16 protein-coding genes are annotated in these 17931 nt (G+C 65.8%); all 16 read right to left on the reverse strand.

Annotation, left to right across the window (positions count from 1 at the left end):
• Window positions 1-2 precede the first annotated feature (2 nt).
• Window positions 3-3722, reverse strand: coding sequence for an AAA family ATPase (locus tag ACO07K_RS24600; protein WP_422032562.1), 3720 nt, complete (start codon window positions 3720-3722; stop codon window positions 3-5).
• Window positions 3723-4174: 452 nt separating this feature from the next.
• Window positions 4175-4639: a hypothetical protein gene (locus tag ACO07K_RS24605; RefSeq protein ID WP_422032564.1), complete on the reverse strand. Its 465-nt coding sequence runs from the start codon at window positions 4637-4639 to the stop codon at window positions 4175-4177.
• Window positions 4640-5019: 380 nt separating this feature from the next.
• Window positions 5020-5421 carry a DUF977 family protein gene (locus tag ACO07K_RS24610; protein WP_422032566.1) on the reverse strand — a complete coding sequence of 134 codons (402 nt, stop codon included), beginning with the start codon at window positions 5419-5421 and terminating at the stop codon, window positions 5020-5022.
• A gap of 138 nt (window positions 5422-5559) precedes the next feature.
• Window positions 5560-6879 (reverse strand): c-type cytochrome biogenesis protein CcmI, encoded by a 1320-nt coding sequence (gene ccmI, locus ACO07K_RS24615; RefSeq protein ID WP_422032568.1) that lies wholly within the window; start codon window positions 6877-6879, stop codon window positions 5560-5562.
• Window positions 6880-6885: 6 nt separating this feature from the next.
• Window positions 6886-7314, reverse strand: a complete 429-nt coding sequence (locus tag ACO07K_RS24620) for a cytochrome c-type biogenesis protein (RefSeq protein ID WP_422032570.1) — start codon at window positions 7312-7314, stop codon at window positions 6886-6888.
• 191 nt (window positions 7315-7505) lie between these two features.
• Window positions 7506-8045 carry a DsbE family thiol:disulfide interchange protein gene (locus ACO07K_RS24625; RefSeq protein ID WP_422032572.1) on the reverse strand — a complete coding sequence of 180 codons (540 nt, stop codon included), beginning with the start codon at window positions 8043-8045 and terminating at the stop codon, window positions 7506-7508.
• Complete coding sequence (locus ACO07K_RS24630; RefSeq protein ID WP_422032574.1) at window positions 8046-10007, reverse strand: heme lyase CcmF/NrfE family subunit; 1962 nt, start codon at window positions 10005-10007, stop codon at window positions 8046-8048. It abuts the gene before it with no gap.
• 157 nt (window positions 10008-10164) lie between these two features.
• On the reverse strand, window positions 10165-10599 hold the full coding sequence (gene ccmE / locus ACO07K_RS24635; RefSeq protein ID WP_422032576.1) for a cytochrome c maturation protein CcmE: 435 nt from the start codon (window positions 10597-10599) through the stop codon (window positions 10165-10167).
• Window positions 10596-10736, reverse strand: a complete 141-nt coding sequence (gene ccmD / locus ACO07K_RS24640) for a heme exporter protein CcmD (RefSeq protein WP_298316968.1) — start codon at window positions 10734-10736, stop codon at window positions 10596-10598. The genes ccmE and ccmD overlap by 4 nt, the downstream gene beginning before the upstream one ends.
• A complete protein-coding gene (gene ccmC, locus ACO07K_RS24645) occupies window positions 10733-11452 on the reverse strand; it encodes a heme ABC transporter permease CcmC (RefSeq protein ID WP_422032578.1) in 720 nt (239 codons plus the stop codon). Before ccmC ends, ccmD begins: the two co-directional genes overlap by 4 nt.
• A gap of 14 nt (window positions 11453-11466) precedes the next feature.
• Window positions 11467-12132, reverse strand: coding sequence for a heme exporter protein CcmB (ccmB, locus tag ACO07K_RS24650; protein WP_422032580.1), 666 nt, complete (start codon window positions 12130-12132; stop codon window positions 11467-11469).
• Window positions 12129-12788, reverse strand: coding sequence for a heme ABC exporter ATP-binding protein CcmA (ccmA, locus tag ACO07K_RS24655; protein WP_422032582.1), 660 nt, complete (start codon window positions 12786-12788; stop codon window positions 12129-12131). The genes ccmB and ccmA overlap by 4 nt, the downstream gene beginning before the upstream one ends.
• 456 nt (window positions 12789-13244) lie before the next feature.
• Window positions 13245-14435, reverse strand: a complete 1191-nt coding sequence (locus ACO07K_RS24660) for an ABC transporter permease (RefSeq protein WP_422032584.1) — start codon at window positions 14433-14435, stop codon at window positions 13245-13247.
• A gap of 7 nt (window positions 14436-14442) precedes the next feature.
• On the reverse strand, window positions 14443-15441 hold the full coding sequence (locus ACO07K_RS24665) for an ABC transporter permease (RefSeq protein ID WP_422032586.1): 999 nt from the start codon (window positions 15439-15441) through the stop codon (window positions 14443-14445).
• 1 nt (window position 15442) lies between these two features.
• The gene (locus tag ACO07K_RS24670; RefSeq protein WP_422032588.1) at window positions 15443-17407 is read right to left on the reverse strand and encodes a dipeptide ABC transporter ATP-binding protein; all 1965 of its coding nucleotides are present in this window, start codon (window positions 17405-17407) and stop codon (window positions 15443-15445) included.
• Window positions 17404-17910: a hypothetical protein gene (locus ACO07K_RS24675; RefSeq protein ID WP_422032590.1), complete on the reverse strand. Its 507-nt coding sequence runs from the start codon at window positions 17908-17910 to the stop codon at window positions 17404-17406. Before ACO07K_RS24675 ends, ACO07K_RS24670 begins: the two co-directional genes overlap by 4 nt.
• Between the last annotated feature and the right edge of the window lie 21 nt (window positions 17911-17931).

The raw sequence follows: 17931 nt of genomic DNA on the forward strand, positions 1-17931 counted from the left end.
GCCTAAGCGACCATCTCTCTTATCTTCGCCGCAACAGCATGCAGCTTGTCCATGCTCAGGCCGCTGTTCCGGGTCTCTTCCGTCACAAATAAGTTGGAGCCCACCGTGAAGCCGTTCTTAGTGTACCAATCCACTTTCCATTTCCAGCCGCGGACGTAGTCGAGGTCATCCATCATGCCGAGATGCTCCCAAACCACGCGATCACCTGCTGCGTCCGTGAAGGTGAAGTCGGGATGCAGCCGCCCGGGCGCTGTCTCTCCCTCAAGCGGCTGTTCGTATTGATAGGCGATGCCTTCCCGATGAAGAAGATTCGCGATTACTAGCTCGGACTTGCTACGGACCATGTGTCCCGACTCAGTTCGATGGATCAGGTTTTCTGCGTAAGGCGGTTCGCCGCCGCGCTCGCGAAGAATTCCTGAAAACAAGTTTGTGTTGCGCTGGCAGGTGTCCGATTTCTCCGGCCTACTGAGGTCGTGCAGCAACCCCGGATTGTCGCCTTCGATGAGGAGCACCATGCGACGCCGTGAGCGTGTGAGTGCTGTGTAGACGAGCTCCCGGCTCAGCAACCGCGATGCTTTAGGCAGCACGACAAAAACAGTCTTAAACTGACTTCCCTGTGCTTTGTGGATCGTCAAAGCGTAAGCGAGTTCGAGCGGAATCTTGTCCTCGCCGAAATCACCTGAACGATAGCCGAAGCTAACCATTGGTCGCCCGGCAAAGAAGACATTTAGGTAGGGTGCCTTGCCCACACTGACGCCGCCAATCTCACCGTTGGCGAGATATTGCTCGGTCTGCTCCTTATTCTCCCAGAGATAACAGTCGCGTAGCCCGTTCTTGAGCTGGATAACCTTATCATTGCGAACGATGCCTTCGTCTCCCAGTGCTACGCCCCGAAAATTGCGCGCTGCTTGGATTTCGGTTGCGCGGAACTGTCCCTGAATCCAGCGGTTGAGTTCAGCAACCCCATAAGCATGCATGCGGGTCGGCGTCAGGAGCTGCCAGTTCTCGATTCCGTCCGGATTGTCGCGGCGGATCCAACCTTCATCGGCGAAATCGAATGACTTGCTGAAGCCTTTCGTATCGCTGGCATTCTCAAGGCCCAAATGCTTGACAAACTGGCCAACGAGCTTTTCGCGAAGATCATGCGGCCCGGTCCAATACGTGACCTCCAGATCGTTCAAGCTTTCACCCAGTGCCAGCCGGCTCAGGACTTGATCGGCATCACCATCAGGCGGGGTTCCGGTGAACCAGGACGCGAGGCGCAAAGTATCAGACCTCGCGTTGCCGTCCGTGGTTGCAGCGTCTCCCACCGACCGAACTTCAACGGTCAGCTGCGCAAGCGCAGGTGCTGCTTTTCGATCTTCCGCGAGATCGGATTTTTTGGCCGATGCGAGCCAGGAGATTAGATCAGCAAAGGGTCGCCCAACGCCGATCGGCGGCAATTGATTGGGATCACCAACCAATACGATGCGCTGAACATGAGCCTGATCCAGCGCCTGCAGCACGGCGTAGAGATCATCCATTGTCAGCATCGAAGCTTCGTCGATGACCACTGTCTTCGCGGACTTGTAGGTTTCCTTGCCCTCGAACAGCGGCCGCTGGCGCAGGCCATCGTAGCGCTTCAAGCCATAAAGAAACTGAGCCACGGTCATAGCCATCGCATCCGTCGCGCCCTGCAGCCGCACACGTGCCTTGCCGGTGGGTGCTAACAGGAGCAATCCCTCTTTTCGTAGCGGCTCGCAGAGGACAAGACCACCGATCACGGACGTCTTGCCGGTACCGGCGTTGCCGGTGAGAACCGAGAGCCGCCGCGAGCAGACTACTTCCAGCGCCTTCGCCTGTTCCTCCAGTGCCTTTTTGTGACGGGGGCTGGCCGCATCGACTTTCTGACCACTCGCCTCAACTGCAGCAACGATAAGCGTTTTCCAGTCGACCTTGGGGGGCGAGATATCCCTCGCGCAGCGAGCGCGCAAGACCTTGGCAAGCCTCTCCTCGCGTTGCTTGAACTCTACGAGTTGCAGAGCCGGCACGTTTTTTCCGGCAAACGCCGATTTGGCAACGGCGAGCCGGGCAATCGTCTGTTCGAGGAAGGCCTTGTTGCCCTCAATCCAGTCGGTTGAAACAACAACGGGGTTGTCCTCGCCCAACGTTTTCAGGTGATCGAAAGTCTCTTCCAGGCTGAGCAGCGAATCGCCAGCTGTTGCGGCGTCACGCAGAACGGAGACGAGCGCGCAGCGAACTCGCCGAGGATCCAAAGGTGAGCTGACGCCACTTGGAGCCGGCACTCTTGGAACATCGCCGATCGCCTTGTCAGGCAGCAGGCCGCGATCGATATCCTGCAGAGATACCGACGCATCTTCGCCGCCACCCAAATCGCGCTCTGCAATCAAGTACGGGTTGGCGACGATTTCCTCATCACTCGTCTGGACGGTGAACCCACGGCGGCGCGGCGCCTCATCCCAAATCCGGCGTGCCTGCTCGGGCGTGAGATCGAACCTCGATAGGAGATGCAGCAGCGTACGCCGTTCCGGGGCGAGCGCCAGCATCGTCGGGGCCACTGCCGCAATGTCTGGCGCGAAAGCTGCGTCTGGTGGCTTTCTCTTGCCCTCGAAGACCTCCTTCAGAACAGGCCAGGGATCGTCGTGAGGCCGCAGAACACCTGAAGCCCGCAATTCCATAAACAACACCGTCCCCAAGCGCATGCCTAGCGCTTCCAGCAAGGCACCCGTCCCTGGGAAGGCACCACGATCCTTCCAGGCGAGATCGAGCTGCTGGTTCAGCCATTCTTCGCGCTTTTGCCAAGGACCCTCGGCAATTCCGTGATCACGAATACGACGCACAGCGGCAAGGACGCGGCTCAGCACCGACAGCGCCACATCGGCATCGGTTAGCTCGGAACCGTATGAAAAGTCGCTTATACGGGCCGGCGGCGGGGTAACCGCGATCTCACGCAATAGGCCGGCACGACGCGCATCTTCGGCATCATCGCCGGTCGGTCTGAGATACTCATGATATGGTAGGAGGAAGCCGTCATGGCCGTCGGGTCGAATCGAGTGGCCGATTATTCGGTCCCAAAGAGGATGGCCCAATTGGCCGTTCTTGCGATCATAGTGCTCGCGCTTCCCGATGGCGACGATACGACCGACACCGACGATTAGGCGGCGCAGATCATCACCGAGAGGATGGCCTTCCTTCGTATAGAAGAGAACCAACGACTTCTCTTTAGCGAGCCGCCCATAAACATGCTCAACCAGCGCGTCCTGACGCTTACGTCCGAACACCCAAGGCGATGGGAAAGGTGGCTGCTCGTCGGGCGGCAGCGCCCTCACCATCTTCGCATCGATTTCCTTCTGGCGCCGCCGTAGCATCCAGTTGAAAGGGACAGAGATCGCGGACCAAGCCGGCACTGCCAGCTTGCGCACTTTCAAATCGCCATGCGTCTCGACGCAATTCTTGTTCTTAGTGTACGGATGCTCAAACTCTCGCATCCAAGGGGCTGGGCTCATGAAGAAGCCTGACTCAGCCTTGCACGGGGGAAGCTGTGCCTGCGTAAGCTTGGCGAAAGAATGACCAGCCAACGCCTGCTCGCCGTCCGCTTTGCTTTCGCGGATTCGTGGAAGAGCCGCACAGAACGAATTCAAACCTGGTTGCGCGCAGACTGCGCCGTTCCAAGAGGAATCATGCCACGCAACACGAATGGTGAGGTGGGCAATAGCGCTCATGCTTGACCACCAACGAGCATTCTCGATACCTCTCTTGGATTTGGCCGCTCAGCTCGTGCGTATAGTCCCGCCGATTTGCACTTCGCCGCACAAGCAGGATCGCATCCTCTGACACGCAAACTCAACCCATCGCACTTTAGTTGCTTGTCGCGTCCATTCATGATGTCCACCCCCCGCCTAGCATCGGACTAGTTTGGCCGCCGTGCAACCAAATCCCATTCTGGCAGATGCTTTGTACAACCGCGCACTAGCAAAATCTCACGGCGAGCACGCTTTGCACATCCTGGAATTCGCAACGGAGCACACTCAAAAGTTAGGCTAGGGTCAAAACTCATAAAGTCTGGCTGCGCCATTTCCGCTTCCGGTGGGATTGCAGACATCGACGAACTTCTTCGGTTCGTCGGAGACGGGCCAATAGCGGACATCGGCAGGCTACCCGATTACATCCTCGGCTAAGCTAGAACGTCTTTACCCATCAAGCGATAATCCAAGAACTGACTTCTAGGTCCGTCATCGCGCAACACTACTTGTTTGTAGATTTCTAGGCGTGCCTCCGCATCGAAGGTTGTCTTGTTGTCGTGTTCGGCGTGTGCGACATACACCGCCCATTCTTCAGCATTCATTTTGTCTTGATGGTCGAAGAGAAGCTTGGCGAATTCGAGCTCAACACCAGATGCCTTCGCCAAATCCGCCCACTTCCGAAACCCCGCTAGGATGGCGATGGTGTGTTGTGCCTTCATCAAGCTGAAATCGTCTTCGTCCCAGTCGAAGTCCACGAAGATGGCGTCGATATCGAAGTACTTGGCGTCGTAAGCGTAGTGTGACTGGCCATCCACCACATCTATGGTGGAGGTTTTTGTCTTGTAGTCTCTGAACAGGTTTTTGGCTTGAAGCTTGAAGTAGGCGATAGGCGTCATGATGCAATCCTTATGATGCCCAAGCTTATTGTCTTTAATCGGCGCGTTCGTAAGCAGTGGTTAGACAATGAGCCTGGATAAGGTCGCTTCATCGACTACTGGCTGATGAAATCTTTGCACGAACGAGCAGGCTTGCCAGCAAGCACACCGCGGAGTGTGGCCGTGGGATCGATACCTAGCAACACTAAAGTGCGTCGTCGATTAGGGCGCGCAGATGGGTCATTCTCCACCTAACTGCTCAACGCCTCCAACGTCTGGAGTCAGCCTGAACGCACAAGTAGTGACGCTTCTAGGTTTTGACTCTAGGTTACAGTAAGTTTGCTTACTTAGTCGGAAACATATTGGGCGATCTCCGAATCGTAGCGACGAGTCCGGCAAGATCATCGGGTCGATCTACCTCGACCACTACGGAGAGGCATCGTCGCCCCTAACGGGCGACGGGTAGCGGATGCAACGAATACCAGGTCGCCCGCGCCGTGCCGGCGCACGCGTCCCGCCAACACCAGTTCGCGCAGCCGCACCTTGAGCGTGTTGCGATTGGCGCCGGTGAGCGCGGCGAGTTGCGCGGTGGTCAGGCGGTCCTGCGCGCGGAGCGCGGCGAGCACCCGGCGGGACAGGTCGGAGAGTTCGTCCTCGTCGCGCCGGGCGATCCGTTCGCGGTCGAGCCGCAACGCCAACCCGTCCTTCTGCTTCTTGAGGCAGCCCAGGAAGAAGCCGACCCACGGCTCCCAATCGGGCGCCTCGTCCCTCAGCGTCGTCTGGGTGCGCCGCAGCGCCGGCAATAGAGATCCTTGTTGTCCTCGATCGCCCGCTCGAGCGACGCATAGGGTATGTCGGCATAGCCCGCGCGCACCAGCAGGAGGGTGGGTGTGGGTGCGCTACGAGGGCTGGAGCAACGGCTGTCGCGGCTCCGCGCGACCTCACCCCCCCGCCGCCTTGATCCTCTCCTCCAGCATCCCCCGGATCGGCGCATCCGCCGGCAATAGCGCCAGCAGCGTCTTCCAGCGCTGCAGCGCCGCCGGCTTGTTGCCCGCGGCTTCGGCGGCGACGCCCAGGTAGAACAGGGCCAGCGCGTTGCGCGGCTCGGCCTTCTCCAGCCGCTCCAGCACGGCCACGGCCTGGGCCGAGGGGACGGCGCCGGGTGCCAGCTGGCGCACATGCGCTTCGGCCCAGTCGGCCAGGATGCGCGCGTCGACGGGGGCCAGCGTGTCGGCGCGGCCGTAGGCGTCGGCGGCGTTGGCGTTCTCGCCCAGCACCTTCCAGGCATTGGCCAGGCGCAGCCAGCCGGCGCGGTCCTGCGGCGCGTCGGCGAGGCGCGCGGCCAGCCCCTCGACCATGGAGCGGATCGCCTGCTGGCGCTGCTCCGGCGTGAGCTGGGCCATCGCCTCCTGCTGCTCGCGGCTGGGCTGCGGGGTGGCGGACTGCGGGCCTGTCGGGGGAGGCGCGGCCGGCGGCACCGAGAGGCCGGCGGCCTTCGCCACCCGCGCGATCTCGGCGCGCAGCATCGGCAGCCAGGGCGCGTCGGGCGGGCTGGCGGCCTCGAGGTCGCGCCAGCGGGCGATCGCGGCCTTCGAGTCGCCGCTCTGCGCCTCGTGCAGGCCGAGATAGTAGAGGATGCGCGCATCGTCGGGCCGCGCCGGGAGCGCCCGCTGCAGCGCCTCGAGCGCCGGTTGCGTGACGGTGCCGCCGGCCTCCAGGGTCAGGCCCTCGCCCAGCGCCGCCAGCGCCTCGGCGTCGTTGGGGTCCTGCGCCAGGCGCGCGCGCGCCTCGGCCAGCAGGCCGGCGACATCGAGCTGGCGCGACGGGGCGGGGTGTTCGGAGCCCCTGTCCGCGAACGGCGCGGCGGGCAGGCCGGGGCGGCCGGTCTGCAGGTAGAGGCCTAAGGCCAGCAGCGGCACGAAGAGCGAGAGCGCCGGCGGCAGCCACTTCTGCACCGCGTCGGAGGAGCGCGCGGCTTTGCCTGTGGCTTTGGCGCTGCCCTTGGTGGTGCCCAAGGCGCTGCCCGCGGCGGCGTCGCCGGCGGCCAGCATGCGGCGTTCGATCTCGGTGCGGGCGGCGGCGGCCTCGGCGGGCTTGAGCGTGCCGGCGGCGCGCTCGCGCTCCAGCTCGGCCAGCTGGTCGCGGTAGATCGCCAGTTCACCCGAGAGCCGGTCGCGTGCGGGCAGGCGCATCCGCATCAGCGGCCAGAGAAGGGCGGCAACGGTCGCGGTGGTGAGCAGCGCCAGCAGGAATTCGAGCATGGCCCGTCAGCCCTTCAGGAGCGCGTCGAGGCGGCGGCGCTCCTCCTCGTCGAGCGGTTTGGGTGCTGCGATCGGTATGTGCCGGCGGCGGCGCGCGGCCATGAGGAGTGCCGCGCCGGCCACCAGCAGCAGCAGCGGCGCGCCCAGCCACAGGACCAGCGTGCCGGCCTTGAAGGGCGGCTTCAGCAGCACGTAGTCGCCGTAGCGCGCGACCATGTAGGCGAACACGTCGCCGTCGCTGTCGCCGGCGGTCAGCCGCTCGCGCACCGCCCGGCGCATGTCGCGCGCCACCTCGGCCGAGGAATCGTCGATCGACTGGTTCTGGCAGACGACACAACGCAACGACCGCCCGATCTCGCGCGCGCGGGTTTCGAGCGCGGGGTCGGGGAGGACTTCGGACGGCTCGACGGCGAGGGCGGGGAGGGTGAAGAGCAAGGCGAGGAGACAGAGCAGGCCCCTCAACCGTTGACCTGTCGCATTCGAAATCTCCCGTCGTCCTGAGCGGAGCGAAGCGTAGTCGAAGGACCTCTTTTCCGTTCGATCGGCCGTGCGCAGGAAAAGAGGTCCTTCGACTGCGCCACCCTTCGGGTGGCTTCGCTCAGGACGACGGAGGGAGTGGCGGTAAGTCACTTCACCGCCCCCTTGAGGAACGGCAGGATCGTCTCGTTGAGATCGCGCTCGGTGATGGGCCCGCGATAATGCCGCCGCACGATGCCGGTGCCGTCGATCAGGTAGGTCTCGGGCACGCCGCTCAGCCCCCAGTCGAGGCCGGTCTTGCCGTCGAGGTCGAGGCCCGCGAGTTTGAAGGGATCGCCCAGCCGCTTCAGCCAGGGCAGCGCGTCGTCGCGCTTGTTCTTCCAGGCGATGCCCACGATCGTCGCGCCCTCGCGTTCGCGGAGCCGCGTGAACAGCGGATGCTCGGCCAGGCAGGGCGTGCACCAGCTCGCGAAGAAATTCACGATCACCGGCTTGCCGGTGCGCAGATCCGCGTCGGTGAGCGGCGGTTCGCCCGGGCGCAGCGCCGGCAGGTCGAGCCTGGGCGCCGGGCGGCCCACCACCACCGAGCCGATCGAGGCGGGGTCGCGGCCGCTGGTCAGCGACCAGGCGAAGAAGCCCGCCATCAGCGCGAGCGTCAGCAGCGGCAGGATGAAGAGGAGGCGGCGCATCTATTCGGCTGCCTGCAGAGGTGGCGGCTGAAGCGCGGGCTTGCGCGACGGCGCGCCGATGCGCAGCCGCCGGTCCGACAGCGAGACGAAGCCGCCCAGCGCGCACAGTGCCGCGCCCAGCCAGATCCACGGCGCCAGCGGGTTGAGATAGAGGCGGATCACCCAGCCCTGTTGCGGGCTGCCCTCGCCCAAGGTGGCGTAGAAGTCGCGCAGCAGGTTGGTCTGGATCGCCGTCTCGGCCACCTGGCGACGCTGCACGGTAAACAGCCGGCGCTCGGGCTGCAGCACGGTGTAGGGCTTGCCGCCGACGCTGACGTTGAGCGTCGCGCGCTCGGCGATGTAGTTGGGGCCGCGCACTTCTTCCATGCGATCGAGCACCACGGAATAGCCCGCGAAGGCGATGCGGTCGCCGGGCTTCATCGTGTGCATCAGCTCGGTGTTCCACGACGAGGTCGCGACCGAGCCCAGCACGACGACGCCGAGCGAGGCGTGGCTGATCACCATGCCCAGGGTCGAGCGCGGGAGGGTGCGCAAGGTGCCGCTGCGGACGCGGTCGCTGAGCGACGCGAGGCTGCCGACGATCAGCCAGACGCCGAAGCCGAAGGCCAGGGCCGCAAGCGTCGAGCGGCTGTCGATCATCGTCATCGCGACCAGGAGGGCGGCCAGCGACACGACGAGCGCCACGCGCAGGCGCATCAGGGCGGGCCAGAGTTCGGCGCGCTTCCAGCCGAGGAACGGGCCGACGCAGAGCGCGGCGAACAGCGGCGCGCAGAGCGGCACGAAGGTGGCGTTGAAGAAGGGCGGGCCGACCGAGACCTTGTTGCCGGTCAGCAGGTCGAGGAACAGCGGATAGAGCGTGCCCAGCAGCACCGTCGCCGCGAGCGTGCACAGGAGCAGGTTGTTCAGGATCAGCGCGCCCTCGCGGCTGACCGGCTGGAACAGGCCGCCACCCTGCAGCTGCGGCGCGCGCCAGGCGTAGAGGGCGAGGCCGCCGCCGGTGACGAACAGCAGGAAGGCCAGGATGAACATGCCGCGCGCCGGATCCTGCGCGAAGGCATGCACCGAGGTGAGCACGCCCGAGCGCACCAGGAAGGTGCCGAGCAGCGACAGCGAGAAGGCGAGCAGCGCCAGCAGCACCGTCCAGCTCTTCAGCGCGTCGCGCTTCTCGACCACGATGGCCGAGTGCAGCAGCGCGGTGCCGGCCAGCCACGGCATCAGCGAGGCGTTCTCGACGGGATCCCAGAACCAGAACCCGCCCCAGCCCAGGATGTAATAGGCCCACCACGAACCCAGCGCGATGCCCAGCGTCAGGAAGCACCAGGCCGCCAGCGCCCACGGCCGCACCCAGCGCGCCCAGGCGGCATCGACCCGGCCTTCGAGCAGGGCGGCGACGGCGAAGGCATAGGTCACCGAGTAGCCGACATAGCCGAGGTAGAGCAGCGGCGGATGGAAGGCGAGGCCGGGATCCTGCAGCAGCGGGTTGAGCCCGTTGCCGTCGGGCGGCGCCGGGAAGACGCGCGCGAACGGATTGGAGGTGAAGAGCAGGAAGGCCAGGAACCCGACGCCGATCAGCGCCTGGATCGCCAGCACGCGGCTGCGCAGCGTGTCGGGCAGGTTGTTGCCGAAGATCGCGACGGCGGCGCCAAACAGCGCCAGGATCAACGCCCACAGCAGCATCGAGCCCTCGTGGTTCCCCCACACGCCGCTGATCTTGTAGAGCAGCGGCTTGGCCGAATGCGAATTGTCGACGACGTTGAGGACCGAGAAGTCCGACGTCACATAGGCCTGCGTCAGCGCGCCGAACGCCAGCAGCACGAGGAAGGCTTGCGTCAGCGCGGCGGTGCGGCCGAGCGCCATCAGGCGCAGGTCGCCTCTGCTGGCGCCGATCAAGGGGAGCGTTCCCTGCACCAGCGCAACGGCCAGCGCGAGGATCAACGCGAAATGTCCGAGTTCAGGGATCACGACGCCTCCAAAGGAAGCGAAAGGTCCCTCGCTACGCTCGGGATGACAGCCTTTTTTGAATTAGCGCACTGCGCCAGCCTCAACAAAATTGTCATCCCGAACGCAGTGAGGGACCTTTGCGTCACAGGCGCCCGCCCGGCGTCGTGGACGACGGGGCTCACTTCTTGTCTTTCCATTGCCCCGACTCTTTGAGCGCCTTGGCGACTTCGGGAGGCATGTAATTCTCGTCATGCTTCGCGAGAATCTCGCGCGCCGTGAACACGCCGTCGGGGCCGATCGAGCCCTCGGCGATCACGCCCTGCCCCTCGCGGAACAGATCCGGCAAAATCCCGCGATAGGTGACCTTCAGCGTCTTGTTCGTGTCGGTGACGGTGAAGCGCACGACCTGCCCGTCCTTCTGGACGCTGCCCTCCTCGACCAGGCCGCCCAGCCGGAAGCGGCGGTCGGGGCCGAGGCTCTTCTCGGCGACCTGGGTCGGCGAATAGAAGAAGACGAGATTGTCGTTCAGTGCCGTGAGCACGAGCGCGGCGGCGACGCCGAGCGTGCCCAGCGATCCCAGCAGCAACCACAGGCGGCGGCGCTTCGGCGTCATCGCCGCCGCTCCAGCCCGCGTGCCGCCAGCTCGCGGCGCACGCGCTTGCGCGCGCCGAGCGACGCGATCACCAGGCCGCCCAGGATGAGAGCGGCGACGAGATAGGAGCCGAGGATATAGGCTGCGTGGTTGCTCATGCCGCGGCCTCGGCATTCTCGATGCGGCGACGGTCGATCTCGGTCTCGGTGCGCAGCAGCACCAGCCAGACGAACAGGAACAGCAGCGAGACCGCCATCCAGAGCAGCGGCACCAGGATCGAATTGTGGATCGCCGGCGCGTCGAGCCGCGTGATCGAGGCGGGCTGGTGCAGCGTGTTCCACCAGTCGACCGAGAACTTGATGATCGGCAGGTTGATGACGCCGATCAGCGCCAGGATGGCCGCCGCGCGATCGCCGCGCTCGGGCGAATCGTAGGCACGGCTGAGCGCAATGTGGCCGAGATAGAGGAAGAACAGCAGCAGCATCGAGGTGAGCCGCGCGTCCCACACCCAGTAGGTGCCCCACATCGGCCGGCCCCACAGCGAGCCGGTCAGCAGGCACACCGCCGCGAAGCTGGCGCCCACGGGGGCGGCCGCGCGCGCCATCAGCGCGGCCAGCGGATGGCGCCACACCAGCAGCGAGGCGCCGAGTGCCGCCAGCAGCGCGTAGCCGCCCATCGACAGCCAGGCCGACGGCACGTGCAGGAACATGATCCGCACCGTCTTGCCCTGCTGGTAATCCTCCGGCGCCACGAAGAAGGCCATGTAGACGCCAACCGCCAGCATCAGCACCGTGGCGAAGCCGAGGCCGGGCAGCACGCGCTGGCTGAAGCGGCGGAAACGTGCAGGATTGGCGAGAAAATGCAGGTCGGCCATCGGCCTCATCCTCCCTATTCGCCGGCTTGCCGCAAGGCTGCGGCAATCGCCCAAGGCGTCGTGGCCAGGGCGACCAATGCAAGAGCGGCGAGGATCGCGACATGTGTCACGATGCCGTCACCCGCCGCCAGCGTCTCGATCGCGCCGGCGCCGAAGATCAGGGTCGGCACGCAGAGCGGCAGCGCGAGCAGCGCCAGCAGCGCGCCGGATTTGCGCGCGCCCAATGTCAGGGCCGCCGCGAGCCCGCCGATCAACGATAAAGTGGGGGTGCCGACCAGCAGGGTCGCGCCCAGCGCCAGCAGGCTCGGCCCGTCGAGGCCGAAGGCGATGCCCAGAACCGGCGCCAGCAGGCTGAGCGGCAGGCCGGTCACGATCCAGTGAGCCAGACATTTGGCCAGCGCCGCCAGCTCGAGCGGCCACGGCGCCAGCAGCAGCAGGTCGAGCGTGCCGTCCTCGTAATCGGCGGCAAACAGTCGCTCCAGCGAGAGCAGCGCGGCAAACAGCGCGGCGCACCACAGGACGCCGGCGGCGATCCGCGCCAGCAGGTTGGTCTCGGGACCGATGCCCAGCGGGAACAGCACCGTCGCCACGACGAAGAAGGCCAGCACCACCCCGACATCGCCCGGCCGCCGCAGCACCAGGCGCAGGTCGCGTATCAGGAGGGTCGTGAAGCCGCTCATGGCTCGTCCCGCAGGCCGCCGCCGCGCAGGTCGAGGCGCTGGGCGCCCTCGATGCCCAGCTCGGCATGGGTGGCGGCGATGGCCAGCCCGCCGGCCGCGAGATGGGTCTGCAGTGCCGTCCGGAAGGCCGCCTGCGCCGGCGCGTCGAGCGCGTTCAGCGGCTCGTCGAGCAGCCAGAGCGGCGCCTGGGACAGCACGACCCGGGCCAGCGCCGCGCGGCGCCGCTGACCCGCCGACAGGGTGCGCACCTCGCGGACGGCCAGTCCGGTGAGATCGAAGGCCAGCAAGGCGCCGTCCAGCCGGTCGCCGGCCTCGCCGCCGCGCAGCCGCTCGGCGATCAGGAGATTTTCGACCACGGTGAGGTCGCCCTTCAGCCCCTCGAGATGGCCGAGCCAGGCCAGCCGGCCGCGCCAGGTCTCGGGATCCCCGGCGACGTCGACGCCCTGCCAGGAGATCGTGCCGGCCTCCGGCGGCGTCAGCCCGGCCAGGGCCCGCAGCAGGCTGGTCTTGCCGCTGCCGTTGCGTCCGGTCAGCGCCAGCAGCTGGCCCGCGCCCAGCCCGAAGGACAGGCGATCGAACACCGGCCGGCCGCCGCGGCGGCAGGACAGGTCTTTCACCTCGAAAACCGGGGGCACTTCGAGAAGCGGAGGCACCATGGGCGCCCTCCTAGCACGGGGGCAGCGGGCCTGCCGGCCGCGGGCAAAGAAAAAGGCCGTCATCTCGGGGGAGGTGAGATGACGGCCTGAGCGCCTCCGAGGAGGCTAGAACGTGGCTTTGGGGGGACCACGTTCGGGGGAGATACAAGAAGGAAGATGGAAAGGCGGGGTGGCGGTCGCTAGACCCAAATGGGGCAAAATCGGGGTATTTAGGCCTCGCCCCGTGCAGCGGGGCGCGGCCGGCAGGCGACAGGGCCTGCAGGCGCCCAGCGCCGAAGGCCCGAGAGCCTGAACCGTGCAGAATAGATAAGGATTTCAGAGGGTTAGGCGGGCAGAGACACCGCCATCCATTCTGCACCGCGCCGGCTCCCGGGCCTCAGAAGGCCCTGCCGCCGGCCAGCGCCGTAAACGGCGCTAAGCCCCTGACGCCCGCCCGCCGCTGCAGACCCTTACGCCCTAGGCGTAAGGGTCTGCAGCGTCGCGCATCCCGTCGCCCATGAACTGATAGGCGAGGATCACGAGAATGACGGGCACCACCGGCAGCATCAGCCACCAGTTCACCGCCACGACGTTGATGTCCGTCGCCTCGTTCAGCAGCACGCCCCACGAGGTGATGGGCGGCCGCAGGCCGAGGCCGAGGAAGGACAAAGCCGTCTCGGCCAGGATCATCGAGGGGATCGACAGGGTGGCCGAGGCGATCAGGTGGCTCATGAAGCCGGGCAGCAGGTGGCGGCCGATGATGCGGGCGGGCTTGGCGCCCATCATCTGGGCGGCCGCCGCGTAATCCTCCTCACGCAACGACAGCAGCTTGGAGCGCACGGCGCGGCCCAGGCCCGGCCAGTCGAGCAGGGCCAGGATGATGGTGATGCCGAAATAGACGAGCAGCGGCGACCAGGTGACCGGCAGGGCCGCCGACAGAGCGAGCCACAGCGGCAGGTGCGGGAAGCTCTTGATGATCTCGGTCAGCCGCTGGACGACGCTGTCGATCCAGCCGCCGTAATAGCCCGCCAGTCCGCCCAGGATCAGGGCGAGCGTGAAGGACAGGGCGATGCCGATGACGCCGATGGTGAGGGATATCCGGGCCGCGTAGACGATGCGGCTGAACATGTCCCTTCCCAATCGGTCGGTCCCGAGCAGGAACAAGGTCCCGTCCTCCGGGGGGCAGACGAAATGGAAGCGGCCCTCGATCAGGCCCCAGAACTCGTAGCTCTCGCCCAGGCAGAAGAAGCGCAGCGGCTGCGGCTTGGTCGTGTCGGCCGAATAGATGCGCTGCAGCGTGGCCGGATCGCGCTCCATCTTGAGGCCGTAAACGAACGGCCCGAGGAAGGAGCCCTCGTGGAAGAGGTGGACCGACTGCGGGGCGGCGAAGATGTAGCGCGAGTGTCTCGTGTGCAGGTCGTAGGGCGCGATGAACTCGCTGATGAACGTCGAGAAGTACATCAGCGCCAGGAAGACCATGGAGACGACGGCCGGCTTGTGGCGGCGGAAGCGCCACCACATCAGCTTCCACTGGCCCGCCATGTAGTAGCGTTCCTGCTCGGCGGTCAGCTTGTCGGCGACATAGGGGTCCCACGGCTCCTTCGAGACGAAGTGGGGCGCGCGGCGGGGGGCGTCGGGGGTCGTGCCGGAGGGTGTCGTGTCGGTCATGGCACCCTCACTTTTCCGAACTGGCGCCGAAGCGGATGCGCGGATCGAGCGCGGCCAGCGCCAGGTCCGAGATCAGCATGCCGACGACGGTGAGCGCCGCCACGAACAGCAGGAAGGTGGCGGCCAGGTTGACGTCCTGGGTCTTGAGCGCGCTCAGCAGCATCGGGCCCGTGGTCGGCAGCGACAGCACCACCGAGACGATGACCGACCCCGAGATGACGTCGGGCAGGAGGCCGCCGATGTCGGCGACGAACGGGTTGATGGCGTGGCGAAGCGGATACTTCACCAGCAGCCTCATCGGCGGCAGGCCCTTGGCCCGGCCGGTGACGACATACTGCTTCTGCAGCTCGTCGAGCAGGTTGGCGCGCAGGCGGCGGATCATGCCGGCGGTGCCCGACATGCCGATCACGATGACCGGAATGATCAGGTGCTGCATCACCGACACGACCTTGCCCCAGCTCAGCGGCTTGTCGATGTACTCCGGATCCATGAGACCGCCGATCGACAGGCCGAAATAGACCTTGCCGACATAGAGCAGCACCAGCGCCAGCAGGAAGTTCGGGATCGACAGGCCGATGAAGCCGATGAACGACGCGACGTAGTCGCCCCATCTGTACTGATGGGTCGCCGCATAGACGCCGATGACGAACGACACGACCCAGATGAAGATGATCGTGCAGGTCTCCATGACGATGGTCAGCATCATCCGTTCGCTGATCAGGTCGGCGACCGGCACCGTGTCCTGGCACGACAGCCCGAAGTCCCAGCGGAAGATGCCGGCGACCCATTCCAGGTAGCGCTGCCAGAGCGGGAGATTGAGGCCGTAGAGTTGGCGCAGCTCCTCGGCGCGCTGGTGGGCGTCGGGATCGCCGCGCGCCAGCAGCTCCTCGATCTGCGAGGTGACGCAGTCGCCGGGCGGCAGGTCGATGATGAAATAGACGAGCGCGCTGATCACGAACAGCGTCGGGATCATCAGCAGAACGCGGCGGACAATGAAGTGCAGCATGTCAGACCACCTCTCGCCCGGGCAGGTGCCCGTCGGCCCGCGCCACGCGCACGAAATGCCCCGGCTCGGCTTCGGTCCAGAACAGCGGCGTCTTGCCGTCGTCGCGGAACGGCTCGGGCCAGACCGATGGATCGGACGCCTTGCCCTCCATCAGCGCGCCGAGATCGAGGCGGGCGTCGGGATCGGGCATCGGCACCGCCGACAGAAGGGCCTTGGTGTAGGGATGCATGGGGTTGCGGAACAGCTCGCCCGCCGGCGCGAGTTCGACCAGGCGGCCGGCGCACATCACGGCGATGCGGTCGGCGATGTAGTCGACCACCGCGAGATTGTGGCTGATGAAGAGGTAGGTGAGGCCGAGCTGCTTCTGCAGGTCCTTCAGCAGGTTCAGGATCTGGGCCTGGATCGACACGTCGAGCGCCGAGACCGGCTCGTCGCAGATCACCATGTCGGGCCGCAGCGCGAGCGCGCGCGCGATGCCGATGCGCTGGCGCTGGCCGCCGGAGAAGGAGTGCGGGTAGCGGCTCAGGTGCCGGCGGTCGAGGCCGACCATCTCCATCAGCTCAGACACCATCTCGCGGCGATAGGCATCGTCGCCGATGCCGTGGATGACCAGCGGCTCGACCAGGATGTCGTAGACCGTCATGCGCGGATTGAGCGAGCCGAACGGATCCTGGAAGATGAACTGCAGCTTGGTGCGGAAGCGGTTGAGCTCCGTGCCCTCGAGGCTCATCACGTCGATCTTGCGGCCCCAATCGTCGAAGATCACGCGGCCGCCCTGCCCCTCGTCGGCGGAGATGCCGCGCATCAGCATCTTGCTGAGCGTGGTCTTGCCGCAGCCCGATTCGCCCACCAGTCCCAGGCATTCGCCGCGCAGGACGTCGAAACTCACGTCGTTGACGGCGCGGACGGTGCGGGTCGTGCCGCCGCCCATCAGCTGTTCCATCAGCGTGTCAGCCTTGCGGATCTGGAACGTCTTGGTGACGTGGCGCACCTTGAGGACCGGCGCCTCGGGATTGAAGGTCGCCGTCGGCTTGGAGACCGGCTTCTCCTTCAGCAGATGGCCGGTCGTGCCCTTGATCTCGCGAATAGGCTGCAGCCGCTCGCCCGGCTTCATGTCGAAGCGCGGCACCGCATGCAGCAGGGCCTTGAGGTAGGGATGCTGCGGATCGCGGAAGATGTCGTGCAGATCGCCCGATTCGACGACCTTGCCGCGATACATCACCACGACGTCGTCGGCGACGTTGGCGACCACCCCGAGATCGTGGGTGATCATCAGGAGGGCCATCCCAAGTTCCTTCTGCAGGTCCTTCATGAGACGGAGGATCTGGGCCTGGATGGTGACGTCGAGCGCGGTCGTCGGCTCGTCGGCGATCAGCAGCGCCGGCCGGCACACCAGCGCCATGGCGATCATCGCGCGCTGGCGCAGGCCGCCGGACAGTTCGAAGGGATAGGTTCGGAGCGCGCGCTTGGGGTCCGGGAAGCCCACCATGCGCAGCATGTCGACGGTCAGCGCGTCGATCTCGGCCCGGCTGAGCTTGCGCCCGGCCTCGCCGCCCAGCGGACTGCCGGGTTGCGCGCCGTGCAGTTCGACGGCCTCGCCGATCTGGTCGCCGACCGTGTGGAGGGCCGACAGCGACGTCATCGGCTCCTGGAAGATGATCGAGATCTGGCCGCCGCGGATGCGCCGCATGGCCGGGCCGGCGCGATCGATGCGCGCGATGTCGACGACGCCCTGGTTGACGCGCGGGTCCTGGAACAGGATCGAGCCCGTCGAGATCTTTGCCGTGCGCGGCAGCAACCCCATGATCGCCTGGCTGCAGACCGACTTGCCCGAGCCCGATTCGCCCACCAGCGCCACGGTGCCGCCCGGCGGGATGGAGAAGGAAACCTTGTCGACGGCGCGCAGCACGCCCTCGTGGACTCCGAATTCGACCGTCAGGTCCTCGACTCGCAGCAGATCCTTCATACCGTCTCTTCCTGACCCGCCACCACGATCCCCATCGACCTCAAGTTCGCGCGCGTCGTATCGCCGAGCGCGACGCCCGTCGCTTCGGCAGCTTCCGCCGCGCGCGCGACGATATCGTGAAAGCCCTCCAGCGAGGAATCGACCTTCACCAGCCTGCCGCCTGTCGAACCGACGCCGAGCTGCATCCAGCCGTCCGACCGGTCACGCTTGGTCGAGAAGTAGCTGAGCTTCATCCTGTCCAGGCGGTTCCACTCCACCACGGTCCCGGCCGGCCCTTCGGCCCGCAGGGTGTCCGGGCTCAGCACGTAGCGCGTCTGGTGGCGCAGGGCCGTGCGTAGCAGAAAGAGGGTGAAGAGTCCGAACCCTGCGATGAGGAGGGCGGCCAGCCAGCGGTTGACGTCGAGCAACAGCAGCGGCGTGCCACACAGCACCACGCCGGTCGCGGCACGCAGATAGTCCGCCACGAGCGTCTGCTGCGGATAGCGCAGATCGACGGAATTCACCTGCGCCCTCCCTCGGTCGGC

It is taken from the genome of Reyranella sp. (genome assembly GCF_965228225.1).
GTDB lineage: Bacteria > Pseudomonadota > Alphaproteobacteria > Reyranellales > Reyranellaceae > Reyranella.